The sequence below is a fragment of the Sphingobacterium sp. SYP-B4668 genome (assembly GCF_027627455.1).
Lineage (GTDB): Bacteria > Bacteroidota > Bacteroidia > Sphingobacteriales > Sphingobacteriaceae > Sphingobacterium.
This window is the reverse complement of the sequence record NZ_CP115483.1, coordinates 2,817,353-2,833,549: the sequence shown is the minus strand read 5'-3', so window position 1 is coordinate 2,833,549 and position 16,197 is coordinate 2,817,353. Positions and strand designations below refer to the sequence as shown.

The 16,197-nt window shown below is 44.9% G+C and carries 12 protein-coding genes; 6 read left to right on the top strand and 6 right to left on the bottom strand.

Annotated elements, in window-relative coordinates; all coding sequences use genetic code 11:
• Positions 1-11: 11 nt before the first annotated feature.
• From OQ289_RS11785 to xerD, 3 genes are all read right to left on the bottom strand, one after another.
• Entirely contained in the window at positions 12-2,345 is a 2,334-nt protein-coding gene (locus OQ289_RS11785) for a TonB-dependent receptor (protein WP_270087056.1), read from the bottom strand.
• A gap of 215 nt (positions 2,346-2,560) precedes the next feature.
• Positions 2,561-2,842 (bottom strand): hypothetical protein, encoded by a 282-nt coding sequence (locus OQ289_RS11780; RefSeq protein ID WP_270087055.1) that lies wholly within the window; start codon positions 2,840-2,842, stop codon positions 2,561-2,563.
• A gap of 125 nt (positions 2,843-2,967) precedes the next feature.
• Positions 2,968-3,861: a site-specific tyrosine recombinase XerD gene (gene xerD, locus OQ289_RS11775; RefSeq protein ID WP_270090877.1), complete on the bottom strand. Its 894-nt coding sequence runs from the start codon at positions 3,859-3,861 to the stop codon at positions 2,968-2,970.
• A gap of 112 nt (positions 3,862-3,973) precedes the next feature.
• Here xerD and OQ289_RS11770 point away from each other — a divergent pair, with 112 nt between their 5' ends.
• A complete protein-coding gene (locus tag OQ289_RS11770) occupies positions 3,974-6,844 on the top strand; it encodes a M16 family metallopeptidase (RefSeq protein ID WP_270087054.1) in 2,871 nt (956 codons plus the stop codon).
• 70 nt (positions 6,845-6,914) lie between these two features.
• Here OQ289_RS11770 and OQ289_RS11765 read toward each other — a convergent pair whose 3' ends face one another.
• Positions 6,915-7,775 carry a sigma-70 family RNA polymerase sigma factor gene (locus OQ289_RS11765; RefSeq protein ID WP_002995274.1) on the bottom strand — a complete coding sequence of 287 codons (861 nt, stop codon included), beginning with the start codon at positions 7,773-7,775 and terminating at the stop codon, positions 6,915-6,917.
• 395 nt (positions 7,776-8,170) lie between these two features.
• On the opposite strand from OQ289_RS11765, the gene OQ289_RS11760 reads away from it, so the two are divergent.
• Positions 8,171-8,374: a helix-turn-helix domain-containing protein gene (locus tag OQ289_RS11760; protein ID WP_033562537.1), complete on the top strand. Its 204-nt coding sequence runs from the start codon at positions 8,171-8,173 to the stop codon at positions 8,372-8,374.
• A 13-nt stretch (positions 8,375-8,387) separates the two neighbouring features.
• Here OQ289_RS11760 and fmt read toward each other — a convergent pair whose 3' ends face one another.
• A complete protein-coding gene (fmt, locus tag OQ289_RS11755; RefSeq protein WP_270087053.1) occupies positions 8,388-9,317 on the bottom strand; it encodes a methionyl-tRNA formyltransferase in 930 nt (309 codons plus the stop codon).
• A gap of 173 nt (positions 9,318-9,490) precedes the next feature.
• Between fmt and OQ289_RS11750 the strand changes: the two genes are divergently transcribed.
• The 4 genes from OQ289_RS11750 (at position 9,491) to OQ289_RS11735 (ending at position 15,833) form a co-directional block, all read left to right on the top strand.
• The gene (locus OQ289_RS11750) at positions 9,491-10,630 is read left to right on the top strand and encodes an ABC transporter permease (RefSeq protein ID WP_270087052.1); all 1,140 of its coding nucleotides are present in this window, start codon (positions 9,491-9,493) and stop codon (positions 10,628-10,630) included.
• Between the two features lie 345 nt (positions 10,631-10,975).
• A complete protein-coding gene (locus OQ289_RS11745) occupies positions 10,976-13,108 on the top strand; it encodes a cation:proton antiporter (RefSeq protein WP_270087051.1) in 2,133 nt (710 codons plus the stop codon).
• Positions 13,109-13,120: 12 nt separating this feature from the next.
• A complete protein-coding gene (gene icd, locus OQ289_RS11740; protein ID WP_270087050.1) occupies positions 13,121-14,383 on the top strand; it encodes an NADP-dependent isocitrate dehydrogenase in 1,263 nt (420 codons plus the stop codon).
• 214 nt (positions 14,384-14,597) lie between these two features.
• The gene (locus OQ289_RS11735) at positions 14,598-15,833 is read left to right on the top strand and encodes a DEAD/DEAH box helicase (RefSeq protein ID WP_270087049.1); all 1,236 of its coding nucleotides are present in this window, start codon (positions 14,598-14,600) and stop codon (positions 15,831-15,833) included.
• Between the two features lie 108 nt (positions 15,834-15,941).
• Here the strand turns inward: OQ289_RS11735 and OQ289_RS11730 are convergent, their stop codons facing one another.
• Entirely contained in the window at positions 15,942-16,145 is a 204-nt protein-coding gene (locus tag OQ289_RS11730) for a DUF6965 family protein (protein WP_033562473.1), read from the bottom strand.
• Positions 16,146-16,197: the final 52 nt, after the last annotated feature.

Below are 16,197 nucleotides of genomic sequence, written 5' to 3'. Positions count from 1 at the left end.
AATAACTGTTTTTAAAAAGTGTACGCCAAGCGGAAGGACACATTGCGTCCTGCTCGATGTGCATAATACCGAAAGGTATCCATGTAATCCTTGTATAGCTTGTTGGTCAGGTTTTCGACAGAAAGGGTCAATTCGACCTGCCTGCCTCCCCATTTCCAGGTGGTGCCTGCATGGGCATCCAATAGCTGATAAGCGGGTGGAGGTGCTACATAGTCCGAACCTACCGCAAAACGGGACTGCCGAGCTACATAACGATGGGTTAACTTTAAGTAAGGAAGGTGTCCGAGTGCGGTATGGCTACCGTAAGTCCACTGTAAGCTATGGGCGACTCTATCCGACGGAATAAAAGGCAAATAGGTGTCCAATGACACATTTCGCGCTTTGACTACCGAATAGGAAAGGTCATACTTCCAGCTTGGTGACAGTTGATAGCCTGCCTTTAGGTCCCAACCGTAGAAAAAGGCATTGTGCTGCTGGTAGCTGTAGATAGGAAAGGTCCCCCTGATGGTCTGCCTGACGGAATCTGGATTGGGTACAGCGTAGATATAGTCATAGATGTACTGGGCATAGATATCAGCCTCCAACTCAAGTCCATCCCGATTGTAGTGCAGATTGTTGATCCATTTCAGCCCTTTTTCGCTTTTCATGTCTGGATTGCCCACCTCGTAGATGCCACTGCCGTGATGCAGACCATCGCTGTAGAGCTCATTGGCCGATGGGGCTCTCCAGGCAAGTCCGATATTGCTTTTCCAATTGAACCCGGGAGCGATATGTACCAGCATCCCTGCAGTACCGGATATATTGTGGAATGTACGATTGCCGGTGTATAAAACCTGACTGACCACGCCATCCGGATTGGGATGTTGGTAGTCATAGCGGTAGCCGGCGGCATCAAAGTATCGGTAATCATAGCGGAGGCCCAGCTCAAAATGGTAGCTGCCGCGATGCAGTTGCGCAATCCCGAATACGCCAATATTATGATTGTCATAATTGGGAATAATGGGAGTAGTGCCCGTGCCAGGCTTATTGTTGTTGACTTGTAAAGCGCCATTGAACCCGACCTGAAAGTGCTGGAAGCGGTATACGGCGTCAAGGGCCTGTGTCATCAGGGAGAGATCTACCATGGGGAGATTGTCGGATTCTACCCGACGGAGGTCGTATTCCCGACGATGATTACGTTGATAGCTATACTGGAGCTCTAATGTACCTTTGCCGTCAAAACGATGCGCCCACTTCAACTTAGCCAGATCATGGGCAACTTGCTGTCTAGGGGCAGCAATGGTATAGTCAAAGTCATACTGACCGAAGGGCTTGCCATTGTCGATGATGCTGTAGATATCTTCCAACGTACCTACGTGAGCACCACTAAAGATGCCCATATTGGTGCCAAAATGACTGAAATAGGCATCTAGCTGACCTGCTTTCAAGGTATACTGCAATTGGGTGGAAAAGTTCAACTCCTCGGCACCGGTATTGCCCATATAGTAATCGGCGGTTTTGATATTGCCCAGTTTGCGTGTCGACGCCTGTGCTTTCCATGCCAATCCGGGGGCAGCTTTCACATTGCCGGCCAAACTGGCCGAAAGAGCTCCACCACGACCATTGCTCTGCCCCAGGAGGTCGATACGGCCACCCAATGCTATTTCGGGATCTAGGACCGCAGGTGTTGTCAAGACGACACCCCCTAAGGCATCGGCACCATAGCGTACCGCATCGGCGCCTTTGATGACGCTGATGGTAGTGGCCGTAAAAGGATCGATCTCCGGCGCATGCTCTGTACCCCATTGCTGTCCTTCTTGGCGCACGCCATTGTTCATAATGACGATACGATTGCTGTGCAGCCCATTGATGACGGGCTTGACGACAGATGAACCCGAACTCAAGGTGGTCACGCCTGCAATCCGACTGAGGGCATCGCCAAGTACTTTTCCGGTGCTTTCTTTGATGTCTTGAGCTGATAACTGATGCTTGCTGGAAGATAGGGCGCCTCCCTGTACGCTAGTGACCTCTACGTCATCCAAATGGATATTTAAGGGCTCCAAGAGGAAGGACTTCTTTTGATCGGTAGGAATACGCAGCTCTTGTGCAGGCGAAGCATGATATCCAACGGAGGTAATGGCTATCGTATATTTGCCGGCGCAGAGGCCTGTCATCATGAAGTAACCGTTGTCATCGGTCACGGCAGATTTGTGAACGGGAAGCAACACGACCGTAGCACCTACTAACGGCGACTGGGTAGTGTTGGACAAAACCCTGCCGGACAAGATATGGTTGCAACTTTGCTGCGCCATGGCAGCGTAATGCAGGCAACAGATAACGATTGCCATGATTATTCTATTAATCATCTATGATTATATTCCTATATGTTGTGAAAAAAAGATAGTCAGCCTACAGGGATACCTATGGGATAATCCCACAGACAGCACGTATAAGCTCCAATTTCGGAGTCAGTATCAAAGGGAAGCCAAAGCTGCATATAGGACAATGATGTCTATGTAGCAGATGCCCTTCGATCCCGCTTCTGGAAATCGCCGCTAAGGGATAGCTCGTATCCGCTTACTTAAATGAAAAGGGTATGGGGAGGGTCTTTGTTGGATTTGAGCCCGTGGTATCCGACAAGGCAATCCACAAGTGCTGCTTGGCCAAAGCGGAAGACATATGCTTGTGCGAAAGGGGTAAAGTCGAATGCTAAAGAAACAGGGACTAATACCCGGCTAGCACCAATCAGATGACAAATGCCACAGTCTACGGCAATATCATGCTCATGCTGGGAGCAATCTTCTTGGGTAGTCCTACTTGATATATGGCTGTGCGTGTATTGGATGGCCGTGAAGTACGACATCAGCACAATTGCGAAATATGCAAAAAGACGTGATATGTGTAAAGGCTCTCTCAATAGCTCATGCATTACATGCTGTACAAAAGTATAGTAAATACAACTGTGTTGCAAGTAAAATATGATATTTATTAAGACCGCGGGTGGTATTGGGTAATGATAGAGTGAAGGTATTCTTTATCTATATGTGTATAAATCTCTGTAGTAGTGATGCTTTCATGACCTAGCATATCTTGAACAGCTCGTAAATCGGCTCCTCCTTCGACGAGGTGGGAAGCGAAGCTATGCCGGAACGTGTGGGGACTGATGGTCTTGGTAAGCCCAATTTTTGCCGCTAAATCTTTGATGATGATAAAGATCATAACACGTGATAGGGAAGTACCCCTCTTGTTGAGAAACACGAAATCGGCAAATTCGGCTTTCTGGGCCTGATGGATGCGTACCTCTTCCAAATATAGTTTGAGATACTTGATGGCCTGCTGGCCAATAGGCACCAAACGCTCTTTGCTACCTTTGCCTTCTACTTTGATAAACTCAACTTCTAAAAAGAGGTTAGATTTTTTGAGGTTGATCAATTCGGATACGCGAAGGCCACAGCCGTATAAGATTTCTAGAATTGCTTTATTCCGTGGCCCTTCGGCTGTACTGAGGTCCAAGGCCGCGATCAGCGCATCTATCTCTTCAATACTGAGCACGCTGGGCAGCTTGCGGTTGAGACGAGGGGATTCGATAAGCGCTGTGGGATTGGCGATAATCAGCCCCTCTAATTGCAAATAAGCATAAAAGGACTTCAATCCCGAAATCAAACGGGACTGCGTGTAGCGAGATATCCCAAAGCTATTGACCCAAATTAAAAAAGCTTGTATATTGACAATAGTCAAGTGTACAAAATCGAGTTGCATATCCTCACAATACACCCGAAGCTTGGATACATCATTCAAATAGGCCTCGATCGAATTGCTAGCTAAGCCTCGTTCTAGCCGCAAGTATCGTTTGAAATCCTGTATAGCAATATCCCAATTCATAACCGTAGGCAAGATAGCGTAAATATATCTTGATATATAACGATTGGCACGAAAAATTATTAACTTCACCCCGAACTTTTATAATAAACCTCATTGGTTAAAGATTGATTTTATGAAATTATTAAAACCTTTTGCGCTGGCCTTTCTATTGCCGGCGACTTTTGCTTTGGCCCATGCCAAAGATTCGTTCCCGACGACCATACAGTCCGAGGCGAGACAGATCTTAGCGGCAGATACCATTGCTTGGGAGACTAAGCTTCCGTTTGATAACGAGGTAATCTCGGGCACACTGGCAAATGGATTTCGCTATTACATCCGTAAGAATGTAGAACCTGAGAAGCGTGTGGTGATGTACTTGGCCAATAAAGTAGGCTCGGTACAGGAAACGGATGAGCAACTGGGCCTAGCACACTTCTTGGAGCACATGAACTTTAATGGGCTAAAGCACTTCCCTAAAAACGAACTCGTGAACTACCTACAGAAGGCAGGGGTACGTTTTGGAAGTGACCTGAATGCCTACACCAGTTTTGACGAGACGGTCTACCAATTGCCTATCCCTTCGGACGACCCTGAACTGTTGAAGAACGGGCTGCAAGTGATGCGTGACTGGGCGCAGGATGCATTGTTGACGACCGAAGAGATTGATAAAGAGCGCGGTATCATCATGGAAGAGATGCGCGGTGGGCGTGGTGCACAGCAGCGTATGCGTGATCAATATCTGCCTATGCTACTCAACAATTCGCATTATTCTAAACGACTGCCTATCGGTACCGAAGAGGTGGTTACCAAGTCGGATCCGGATCTACTCAGACAATTCCACAAGGACTGGTATAGGCCTGATCTACAAGCGATCATCATTGTCGGGGATATCGATGTAAAGGAGATGGAAGCATCGGTCAAGAGCTTGTTTTCGGACCTGAAATCTCCTGAAAATCCAAAACCAAGGGTAAAATATGATATCGCCCTTACAGGACAGAACCAATTCAAGGTGGTGACAGACCCAGAGATGTCCTACACGGTGGGGCAAATTATCTTTAAACATCCGGAGGATAAAACAGCAACGGTGGGTGACTACCGCAGGGAGCTGCTAAAAGCCGTATTCAATGGCATGCTCAACGCGCGATTCAGCGAAATCATGCAGCAGTCCAACCCCCCATTTATACAGGCCGGTGGTGGTGTAGAGGAATTCCTCGGCGGATTGGACAACTTGGGCTTGTTCTTTGCGGCAAAACCGGGCGAATTTGAAGGTGGATTCAAAACCTTGGTGCGTGAAATGGAACGTATACAAAAATTTGGATTCACACAATCGGAATTTGATCGGGTGATATCTTCTATCCGTAAAAACAATGAGACGGCTTATATAGAGCGTGATAAAAAGAAATCGGACAGCTACGTGCAGAGCTATATGAATTATTTCTTGGAAAAAGATCCAGCACTTAGCAATGAATATAGATACCAGATCACGAAGCAGCTACTTCCAAGCTTGACATTGCAAGAAGTGGAGGCTATCGGTAAGAAATACTATGTGGACAACAATAGGGATATCCTGATCTTGGCTCCTGATAACCAAAAGGCAAGTCTTCCGGAGGAAGCTGCTGTCAATGCTTGGTTGGGAGAGGTCGAAAAAGAGCAACTCACGGCTTATGAGGACAAAGTATCGGACCTACCATTATTGAGCCATACGCCGAAGAAGGGAAGTGTAGTGAAAGAAAGCGAGGCAAATGCCATCGGCGTGAAGGAGCTGGTCTTGAGCAATGGGGTAAAGGTGCTCTTGAAGCCAACGACGTTCAAGAATGATGAAATCCTGATTTCGGCCTTCAGCCCAGGTGGCACGTCTCTCTATCCGGATGCAGACTATCAGTCAGCTGCCAATGCGGCAGGTTTGGTGGATGCAAGTGGTGTGGGGCAATTGAACAATGTCGAATTGCAAAAATACCTGACTGGGAAACGGGTAGGCATCACGCCATTCATCGGGGAGCGTTCAGAAGGGTTTAACGGTCGCTCGGATAAAGAGGGATTGAAGACCATGTTTGAATTGCTATATGGCTACTTTACAGAGCCGCGTCTTGATGACGATGTGTTCCAGAGCAACATGATGAAATCCCTGTCCTCGCTTGAGAATATGGAAAACGACCCGAGCTACGTCTTCCGTAAAGAGGTATTCACGACATTGTACGGCAATAACGTACGTCGCCAACCAGCTTCTAAAGAGTCTGTCAAACAGATTGACAAAGATAAAGCGCTTAGCATTTATAAAGATAGATTTGCGGATGCGTCGGACTTTACCTTTACCATAGTAGGCTCTTTTACAGAAGAGGAGATCAAACCACTATTGGAAGAGTATGTCGCTTCGCTGCCGAATGCCAATAGAAAAGAAACGGCGAAGGACCTCGGTATCGTGGAGCCCGAAAAAGGAGTGGAGAAGGTGGTCAATAAGGGAAAAGAACAGAAGGCGTCGGTACAATTGGCTTACTACGGGGATTACCAGTACTCAGATGAGGAAAATATCAACATGGATGCCTTGGAGAGTATATTGAGTATTACGCTGATTGAGCAACTTCGAGAAGAGGAGAGCGGGGTATACGGGGTTGGTGCAGGTGCCAATTATCGCAAATTCCCGAAACCTCGTTATAGCTTCAGTATTGGATTTGGATCATCGGTAGATAAGATACAGCCGCTTATCCAGTCGGCGCTGGGTGAGGTTCAGAAAATTAAGACCGACGGGCCTAAACAAACGGATCTGGACAAATTTGTAATCGAACAGAAACGTCAACTGGAAGTCCAATTGAGAGAGAATGGATTTTGGATGGGACATATCAGCAACTCGGCCCAAAATGGAGAAGATGCTACGAAGGTGCTCACCTATATCCAAGACTTAGGGAAGGTAACGGTGGAATCTGTAAAAGCGACTGCCAACAAGTACCTAAAGGATGATAAATTGTTCAAATTTATCTTAATGCCTGACAAAGCAGAGGAAAAATAGACCAATTGGTCCATAAAGCAAAAAGCTCCCCCTGTACAGGGGGAGCTTTTTTTTGACTCTTATATTTGGATTAACCTAAATATGATTTCAAAATTTTGCTTCGAGAAGTGTGACGTAAGCGTTGTAGCGCTTTGTCCTTGATTTGACGAACACGCTCCCGAGTTAAATTAAATTTTTCGCCGATTTCTTCCAATGACAATTGATGATTGGAGCCTAGACCAAAGAACAACACGATAATTTCGCGCTCTCTCTCGGTCAATGTTGCCAACGATCGCTTGATCTCTTCAGATAATGACTCATCAATCAAAGAACTATCCGTGTCCGGATCATGATTTTCCAAAACGTCTAATAGGGTATTTTCTTCCCCTTGCACAAAAGGTGCGTCCATGGATACATGTCTTCCGGAATTGCTTAAGGTGTCTGAAACCTTGTCAACAGTTGTTTCCAAGATGTCAGCCAGTTCTTCGGGAGATGGCTCACGCTCGTATTCCTGCTCCAATTTGGAAAATGCCTTACTGATCTTACTAAGAGATCCTACTTGGTTCAGGGGCAGACGTACGATACGCGATTGTTCGGCAATGGCTTGTAAAATCGACTGACGAATCCACCAAACAGCATACGAAATAAATTTAAATCCTTTGGTTTCGTCAAAACGTTTTGCTGCTTTAATTAATCCTAGGTTTCCTTCGTTGATTAAATCACCTAAAGTCAAACCTTGATTCTGATACTGTTTTGCAACTGAAACCACGAACCTTAAATTCGTTTTCGTCAATTTTTCCAAAGCTACCTGGTCGCCCTCGCGGATGCGCTGCGCCAAGATGACTTCTTCTTCTGCGGTAATTAAGTCTACTTTACCAATCTCGTGGAGATACTTGTCTAATGATTGTGATTCCCGATTGGTAATCGATTGTGTAATTTTGAGCTGTCTCATTGAATATTATAAATACCTTTCTCGCTGAAATGTTTGCAAAAATATAAAAAATTTGCCTAATAATGCGTATATAACAGAAATTATACACTCATTATTAATAAGTTATGACATTGTGTGAGGTAGATAAGTGTTATCAAAAACTGTTCCATTATTGCTTATTCAAGGAGTGTTTAAAGGATATAGCCTTTATCCTAATTAGGTGAACCACTTAAACTCTTGATAAGCAATAAATTAAAAAATACTTAAATATTTGTTAAAAAACTGACACATGAAGAAACCCTCTACCTGACAAAATTTCAATAATCTTGTCACTAAAACTTTTTAATATGATAATTGTTTTAAAAAAAGTAAAAAAGGGAATTTTATGTATCATTCGCTTATAAACAACCTACATTATGCCTATTATAATTCATTTGGACCGCTTGATGTCTGAAAAGAAAATGACGCTCAATGAACTTAGCGCGAAGGTGGGCATCACCTTGTCTAATCTCTCTATTATCAAGAATGAAAAGTGTCGTGCATTAAGGTTGACGACACTTTCGGCGATATGCAAAGCCCTAGACTGCCAGCCAGGCGATGTACTGGAGTATGTAGAGTAGGGAAGAAAGGGACCTATTGGTCGGCCCCGAATCGATATCCTCTTAAGAATTCGTCCACCTGCATCCGCTTTTTTCCCTCGATCTGAAGGGTCTTGACCTGGATATACCCGTCTTGTGCAGCAAATTTAAGGTAGGTCTTCCCGTCTGTATCCACCTGTCCAACACCTATTGTGGGAGTTGTCACCTCTTTATCTGTCTCGTATATTTTTAACACTTTGCCTTCCAGGTAGGTATAGGCAGCGGGGTAAGGACTCAATCCTCTGATGAAATTAAATATGTGTGCTACGGGAGCATCCCAATTGATAGCGCAATCTTCTTTAAAAATCTTAGGCGCATGCTTCAATTCGGTAGCTTCTACTATCGTATCTTGTGGGATGGGGCGTATGTCGCCTGCACGAATGGCATCGACGGTCTTCAACAACACTTCGGCTCCTTTGTGCATGAGCTTATCGTGGATAATGCCAGCGGTATCGTATTCTTCAATGGGTACTTCGCCTTTAAACAGGATATGGCCCGTATCGATCTCGTGTTGCAGCAGGAAAGTGGTGACGCCGGTCTTTTGCTCGCCATTGATGATGGCGTGATTGATCGGAGCTGCACCTCTATATTGTGGAAGGAGTGACCCATGGACATTGATAGTCCCGAGTGGCGGCATGCTCCATACGACCTCGGGGAGCATCCTGAAAGCTACGACTACCTGCAGGTCTGCCTGAAAACCTCGTAGTGCATCCAAGAAATCGGGATCCCTTAGCTTGACGGGTTGCAGGACAGGGATACCATTGGCTACTGCAAATTGCTTTACGGCAGATTGGTGAAGCTTCTGACCTCTGCCGGCAGGCTTGTCGGGTACAGTTACGACAGCTACCACTTGCTCACCGGCGGCTATCAACGCCTGGAGGGATGCGACTGCAAAGTCAGGGGTGCCCATGAATATAATGCGCATAAATTAAAACGATATTATGTTAAAAAATCTCTTTCTATGTCGATTGACAAAAATGATTACCTTTGCGAAGGTACAAATTATATTAATCAGGCTTGAATTTTCCTTACTTCCTTGCTAGACGAATTACTTTTTTAGGAAAGCGAACCTTTTCAAAGCTTATTGTACGCGTCACTGTGAGTGCAATAGTACTGGCTATCGCAGCAATGATACTCTCCGTAGCGGTGTTGAGAGGATTCAAAGAAGAAATCACGGAAAAACAAAGGGGCTTTTTTGGCGATGTGCTCGTCACCAAGCAAGATCTCAACAATTCGTACGAGAATACACCGATGTCACTCTCTGCCGATCGTATCGAAAAAATAAAATCCCTCCCCAATATACAGTCTATCTATCCTTTTGCAACGAAGGCGGGTATTATGAATGTAAACGGCGAAGTGGAAGGTGTCTTGATGAAGGGGATAGACGCTACTTATAATCAATTGTACCTTTCTAAGACTATCGTGGAGGGCGATACGATTGACTTTACAAATCAGGAAGGCTCCGAAAATCCAATTTTGATTTCCTCGTATTTTGCCAAGCGGATGAAACTAAAGACGGGAGACGACTTTATCATGTATTTTATACAAGAACCCGTTCGTAAACGTAAATTCGTGGTCAAAGGGGTCTTCAGTACAGGATCGCAGGAATTGGACAAAGTCTATGTGGTGGGCGCATTGTCCATGATTCGACGACTCAATAATTTGGGTCCCAATGATGCGGGGGGCTATGAGATAAGGGTGAAAGACTTCGGGCAATTGATCCCTTCGACGGAGCATGTTAACGATGCATTGCCTATTGACCTCAACGCGCAAAGCATCGTGGAGCGTATGCCCGATATATTCGAATGGCTCGGTATGCTGGATATGAATGCCAACATCATCTTTGTGCTGATGGTTATTGTAGCGGTCATCAATATGGTGTCTTCGCTGTTGATCAATATACTGGAACGGACATCCATGATCGGCATTTTGAAGGCTTTGGGCTTTAATAATCGCGGGATCAAGAAGGTATTTATGTTCAACGCGCTATATATCATCGGCTTAGGGCTGTTTATCGGCAATATCTTGGCGCTATCGGTCTATCACTTCCAGAAATATACGCACTTCTTCAAATTGGACGAGAGCATGTACTATATTTCATATGTGCCGGTCAAGGTATTCTGGTATGACGTGGCAGGACTGAACCTGGCCCTGGTGATTATCGCCGTGATATCGTTGATGGTGCCCTCTATGCTCATCACCAAAATAAGCCCGATTAAAGCCATACAATTCAAATAGTTGCCGGATTGAGGTAGGGGTGGGCTCCATTCTTCCCTAATTTGGCAGACTTTAGACTGGAACTAACTGTATGGAATGTCAAATAAAGGTTAATATGCTTTTTTTATGTCGAATCTACATATACTTGCATATAAAAGCAACTTTCAATAAGTTTGAAACAATTAATCCAATATCCGTGTATTAACACTAGTCAGGTAATACATATTTTATGACGGATCCATGTAGCATAACTTTGACTAGCATCGGTAAACATAATGGTTATGTGCTCGTTAAAACTTGGTTTTGGATAGTCGATCCCCTTATGTTGGGAAAAGTTAACGGTCCTAAAAAGACAAATACACATATATGAATAAAAATGCACTAGACCACATACAGCACGCTTTTGAGGCACCTTTAAAGAGTCCTGTACTTATTTTTGCCCTTGTCCTCTTTATTATCTTACTCTCCCCAATCCTGTTGCGCAAAATCCGAATCCCGGGTATCATTGGCCTAATTATGTCAGGTGTGGTGATCGGACCTCACGGTCTTAATTGGCTCGAAAAGAATTCGGCTGTCGACCTATTCTCCACTATTGGATTGCTCTATATCATGTTTATTGCTGGTTTGGAGCTGGATATGAATGAGTTTAAGAAAACAAAGCATAAGAGCATCTGGTTTGGTTTTTTCACCTTTATCATACCCATCACCATTGGATTTCCGGTATGTTACTACGCTTTGGGCTACGATTTTCTGCCCAGCCTATTGATCGCCAGCATGTTTGCCACGCATACACTAGTTTCGTACCCGATCGTAAACAGCTATGGTATCTCTAAGAATGAAGCGGTGGCGATCACTATCGGAGGTACTATCCTCACGGATACTGCTGTGTTGATTATACTCGCCGTTATTTCGGGTGCAACACAAGGCTCTATCAATAATGAATTTTGGGTGACCCTTGGGGTGTCGTTCACCATATTTCTATTTATCATGTTTGGCATCATTCCTCGGATCGCGAAATGGTTTTTCGAGAAGGTGGAGAGCGAAAAGACCGCTAATTATATCTTTGTATTGGCGGTGGTTTTCTTTGCTGCATTCCTTGCTGAAATTGCAGGACTGGAACCGATCATCGGAGCGTTCGTAGCTGGTCTAGCCTTGAATAAGCTTATTCCGCATTCTTCGGCATTGATGAATCGTATTGAATTCATTGGCAACTCTATTTTCATTCCTTTTTTCTTGATAAGTGTGGGGATGATCGTGGATGTGAGCGTACTGACACATGGACCTACCGCATTGATCGTGGCTTGTACACTCACCGTGGTAGCTGTAGTAGGTAAATACCTAGCAGCATGGATCACGCAGATATTCTTCAAATACACGAAAGCGCAACGAAATGTGATATTTGGCTTGAGCAGTGCACATGCTGCCGCAACGCTAGCGGTAATCATGGTGGGGCACCGGAATGGCTTGATCGATGATAGCGTCTTGAATGGCACTATCTTGTTGATATTGGTGACCTGTATCATCTCTACGCTGGCGACAGAAAGTGCTTCTAAGAAAGTAATCATGGATGGGGATCAAGATGAGCAACACTTTTCGGAAGTGAATGAAAAGGATGAACAACTGATGATCCCGATCGCCAACCTTAATAATATGGAGTCTATCCTTGATTTTGCAACGCTGATCAAGAGTAAGAAATCTCCACACCCCATCAATGTCGTGTCGGTAGTCGCGGACAACCAGCAAGCGGCTCAGAATATGGCTACTGCTCGCAAAAACTTGGACAATACGGCAAAATATGCCTCGGGGTCGGAAACAGAAGTGGCGGTGATGACTACTGTGGATATCAATATCGCATCGGGAATCAGCACGTCTGCACGTGACATCATGGCCGACTGCCTGATACTGGGGTGGCCACAAGAAAGTGGATTCATCGAGAAAATCGTCGGTGAGAAAACAGAAAGTATCCTCAATCGAACGGATGCCAATCTATTCATGTGTCGATTTGACAAACCGTTTGTTTCGCATAAATCCATCATCTGCTTCGTGCCGCCACTGGCGGAATCCGAATTGGGATTTGAGTATTGGATGGAAAAGATGCTGAAGCTTGCACAGGAGCTCTCGATTTCCTTAAAATTTGTCTGCAATGCGCACACCCAATTGGCATTGGAGAAATATCTACAGGAAGTATCTAGTAGTGTACCTAGTATATTTGAGAATTATGAAGATTGGGACAATGTATATGGATTATCATCGTTTACGGATGAGAGTTCATTGCTGGCTTTTGTGTCTTCGCGCTCGGGAGAGGTATCCTATCGCGACTCACTGGATGGGCTTGCGAAGCGGATAGGAAGATTCTTTAAAGAACAGAATCTGATCCTGATTTTCCCGAGCCGCTTACCCAACCAGCATATAGATGACTACGAGGACATGAACCCTGCTCCAATATTTCGCAAGATCAGCAAGGAGATTGGCAATATGTTCAGTAAAGACAAATCATAAAATCGGAAACAGATGGATGCAAAAATATCGAAAGACCCAAATGGTCAATTAATTGTCCCGAATCAACCTGTAATCCCGTTCATTATTGGGGATGGAATCGGACCGGATATCTGGCATGCTGCAGTGCGCGTATTTGATAAAGCGGTAGCCGAATCATACGGTGGAAGCCGAAAGGTGGTGTGGAAGGAAGTCTTGGCTGGCGAAAAGGCTTTTCAAGCAACGGGGGAATGGCTGCCGCAAAGCACCTTGGACACCCTTCGGGAGTATTTGGTGGGGATCAAAGGCCCATTGACCACTCCAGTAGGAGGGGGTATTCGCTCACTGAATGTGGCACTCCGGAAGGACTTGGACTTGTACGTATGCCAACGACCTACCAAATGGTACGAAGGGGTGCCTTCACCTGTGAAGCATCCCGAGTATGTGGATATGGTAATCTTTAGAGAGAATACGGAAGATATTTATGCAGGGATAGAATTTGCTGCAGGCTCTGCCGATGCGGACAAGATCCAGGCTTTTTTGCAGGATACGCTCCATGTGGATTACAATTATTCGAATACGACGGGTGTGGGCATCAAAATGGTGTCAGAGGAAGGATCGAAGCGCTTGATTAGAGCGGCTATCGATTTTGCAATCGAGCAAGGGCGAAAATCTGTTGCAATCGTGCATAAGGGTAACATCATGAAATATACGGAGGGAGCTTTTAAAAATTGGGGATATGAGGTGGCGGAGTCGGAGTATGCCGATAAAACGTATACTTGGGGACAATGGGAACGCACGAAAGAAGCGAAAGGCGATCAAGCGGCCAACGATGAGCAAAAGGCGGCAGAAGCTGTTGGAAAAATAATAATCAAAGATGTCATTGCTGATAATTTTTTACAGCAAATACTCTTGAACCCAAGGGACTATTCTGTCGTGGCAACGCTGAACCTCAATGGGGACTATATTTCGGATGCACTAGCGGCTATAGTAGGTGGAATAGGGATAGCTCCTGGCGCCAACATCAACTATAAGACGGGGCATGCGGTCTTTGAGGCGACACATGGTACGGCACCACGCTTTGCCAATACAGATAGTATGAACCCTTCGTCGGTTATTTTGAGTGGCGTGATGATGTTCGAGTATCTGGGATGGCACGAAGCTGCAGAAGCGATTGTAAAGGGATTGTCGCAAACGATAAAAGACAAAACGGTCACCATAGATTTCTACAACCTGATGACGGATGCAACCTTGGTCAAAACGAGCGAATTTGCAGATAAGATTATTGAAAAAATGTAATGATTAGTCTGCAAATAGTCAAAATGCTGGAGATAGACCGAGCCTAATAGCTGTTGCATAGGCTTGTGCAGAAGGGCATGGGTGAACAATTGTATCTGTCTGAAAATTAGAAAGACAGGGAAATGTTGGACAAACTATTAGGGCAAGCATTATGTCGTCTAGAAAAAAAATCTTACATTATGGCGTTTTTACAAAATAACGATAACATATAACATTGAAATTCACTGAATTCGGTTTTGCCCCTTTATTGGAGGAGGGGTTGGACAGCATGGGATACCTCGAGGCTACCCCCATACAACAACAGGCCATACCTGTTATCCTTCAACAAAAAGATCTCATTGCTTGTGCACAGACTGGTACAGGTAAAACAGCGTCCTACTTATTACCTATTCTACATAAGATTGCAGTAGAGCCGTCGGATCATATCAACACGATTATCCTTTCGCCTACACGTGAATTGGCCTTGCAGATAGATCAACAGATCATGGGCTTGGCCTATTTTACCGGAGCGACTTCTATTGCCGTGTACGGCGGTGGCGACGGTATGGACTACGAACAGCAGAAAAGATCCATCAGGGAAGGGGTCAATATTATTGTGGCCACACCTGGTCGACTGATTGCGCACTTATCATCTGGAAAGGCGAACTTTTCTAAATTGCAACATCTGATATTGGATGAGGCCGATCGCATGTTGGATATGGGATTTTATGAAGATATTATCCGTATCATCAGCTACTTGCCCGAGAAACGACAAAACTTGCTTTTTTCAGCAACGATGCCTTTTAAGATAAGGGCATTGGCCAAGAAGATATTACATGATCCAACGGAAATCAACATTGCACTATCTAAGCCTTCTGATGGTATCAAGCAACAGGCGTACTTGGTGTATGACGAGCAGAAGGGCGAGTTGATCAAAAACATACTGAGCGACGAAGCGTATTCGAGCGTTATTATTTTTGCCTCTAAGAAGGAAATCGTCAAGCGACTAGCAATCGAACTGTCAAAGAAGGGGATTGCCATAGAGGCTTTCCACTCGGACCTGGAGCAGGCCCAACGGGAAGATATCATGAATCGATTTAAGGCGAAGCGCATTAATGTATTAGTAGGTACGGATGTAATATCTCGTGGTATAGACGTGGTGGGCATAAGTCTGGTCATCAATTATGACGTGCCACCGGATCCGGAGGATTATATACACCGGGTAGGGCGTACTGCGAGAGCAGCGACAACAGGCACCGCAATAACGTTTATCAATACAAAGGATCAATTCCGTTTCGGTAATATCGAAGATTTGATTGGTTCGGAGATCGAAAAAGTACCGCTACCAGCTGGATTCTCAGAGGGACCTATCTATGATCCTAAACGGAAACCACAAAAGAAGAAAATCAATAGAAAAAAGAAGAATTTTAGAAAACCGGCCGGTGCGGGTGCACCTAAGGTCGAAAAGTAGATTCTGTTTTTATTATAACCTATACATCAACCATCCGTTTGCAGCGGATGGTTTTGTATTTATGGTCGAATCGTAGACAGCTAGAGGGGTGTGGAAGTGTATGCTAGCTTAGCGAGCTTCCAACGCTTGCTTGAACTTGATCAGGCGGAGGTACTCGGGACATTTTTCCAAATCTCTAGTCCAGGCCTCCGCAACCAAGAAAGAAATACGGAGAAATTGATCGACTTCTGTAACGACCATATCGGGACCGATCTGCAATTCTGAAGGAAGATCTTGGGCTTGAAAAAATTGTTTGAGCTCGTCTAATGTCATGTTGCAAAGGTAGCATTTGTATGAAATAAAAACAGGATATTTTATATATGCT

Excerpts from the sequence above, each read along its gene's own strand:
- OQ289_RS11785 (WP_270087056.1), bottom strand. The coding sequence starts at position 2,345 with ATGATTAATAGAATAATCATGGCAATCGTTATCTGTTGCCTGCATTAC.
- OQ289_RS11780 (WP_270087055.1), bottom strand. The coding sequence starts at position 2,842 with ATGTCGTACTTCACGGCCATCCAATACACGCACAGCCATATATCAAGT.
- xerD (WP_270090877.1), bottom strand. The coding sequence starts at position 3,861 with ATGAATTGGGATATTGCTATACAGGATTTCAAACGATACTTGCGGCTA.
- OQ289_RS11770 (WP_270087054.1), top strand. The coding sequence starts at position 3,974 with ATGAAATTATTAAAACCTTTTGCGCTGGCCTTTCTATTGCCGGCGACT.
- OQ289_RS11765 (WP_002995274.1), bottom strand. The coding sequence starts at position 7,775 with ATGAGACAGCTCAAAATTACACAATCGATTACCAATCGGGAATCACAA.
- OQ289_RS11760 (WP_033562537.1), top strand. The coding sequence starts at position 8,171 with ATGCCTATTATAATTCATTTGGACCGCTTGATGTCTGAAAAGAAAATG.
- fmt (WP_270087053.1), bottom strand. The coding sequence starts at position 9,317 with ATGCGCATTATATTCATGGGCACCCCTGACTTTGCAGTCGCATCCCTC.
- OQ289_RS11745 (WP_270087051.1), top strand. The coding sequence starts at position 10,976 with ATGAATAAAAATGCACTAGACCACATACAGCACGCTTTTGAGGCACCT.
- icd (WP_270087050.1), top strand. The coding sequence starts at position 13,121 with ATGGATGCAAAAATATCGAAAGACCCAAATGGTCAATTAATTGTCCCG.
- OQ289_RS11730 (WP_033562473.1), bottom strand. The coding sequence starts at position 16,145 with ATGACATTAGACGAGCTCAAACAATTTTTTCAAGCCCAAGATCTTCCT.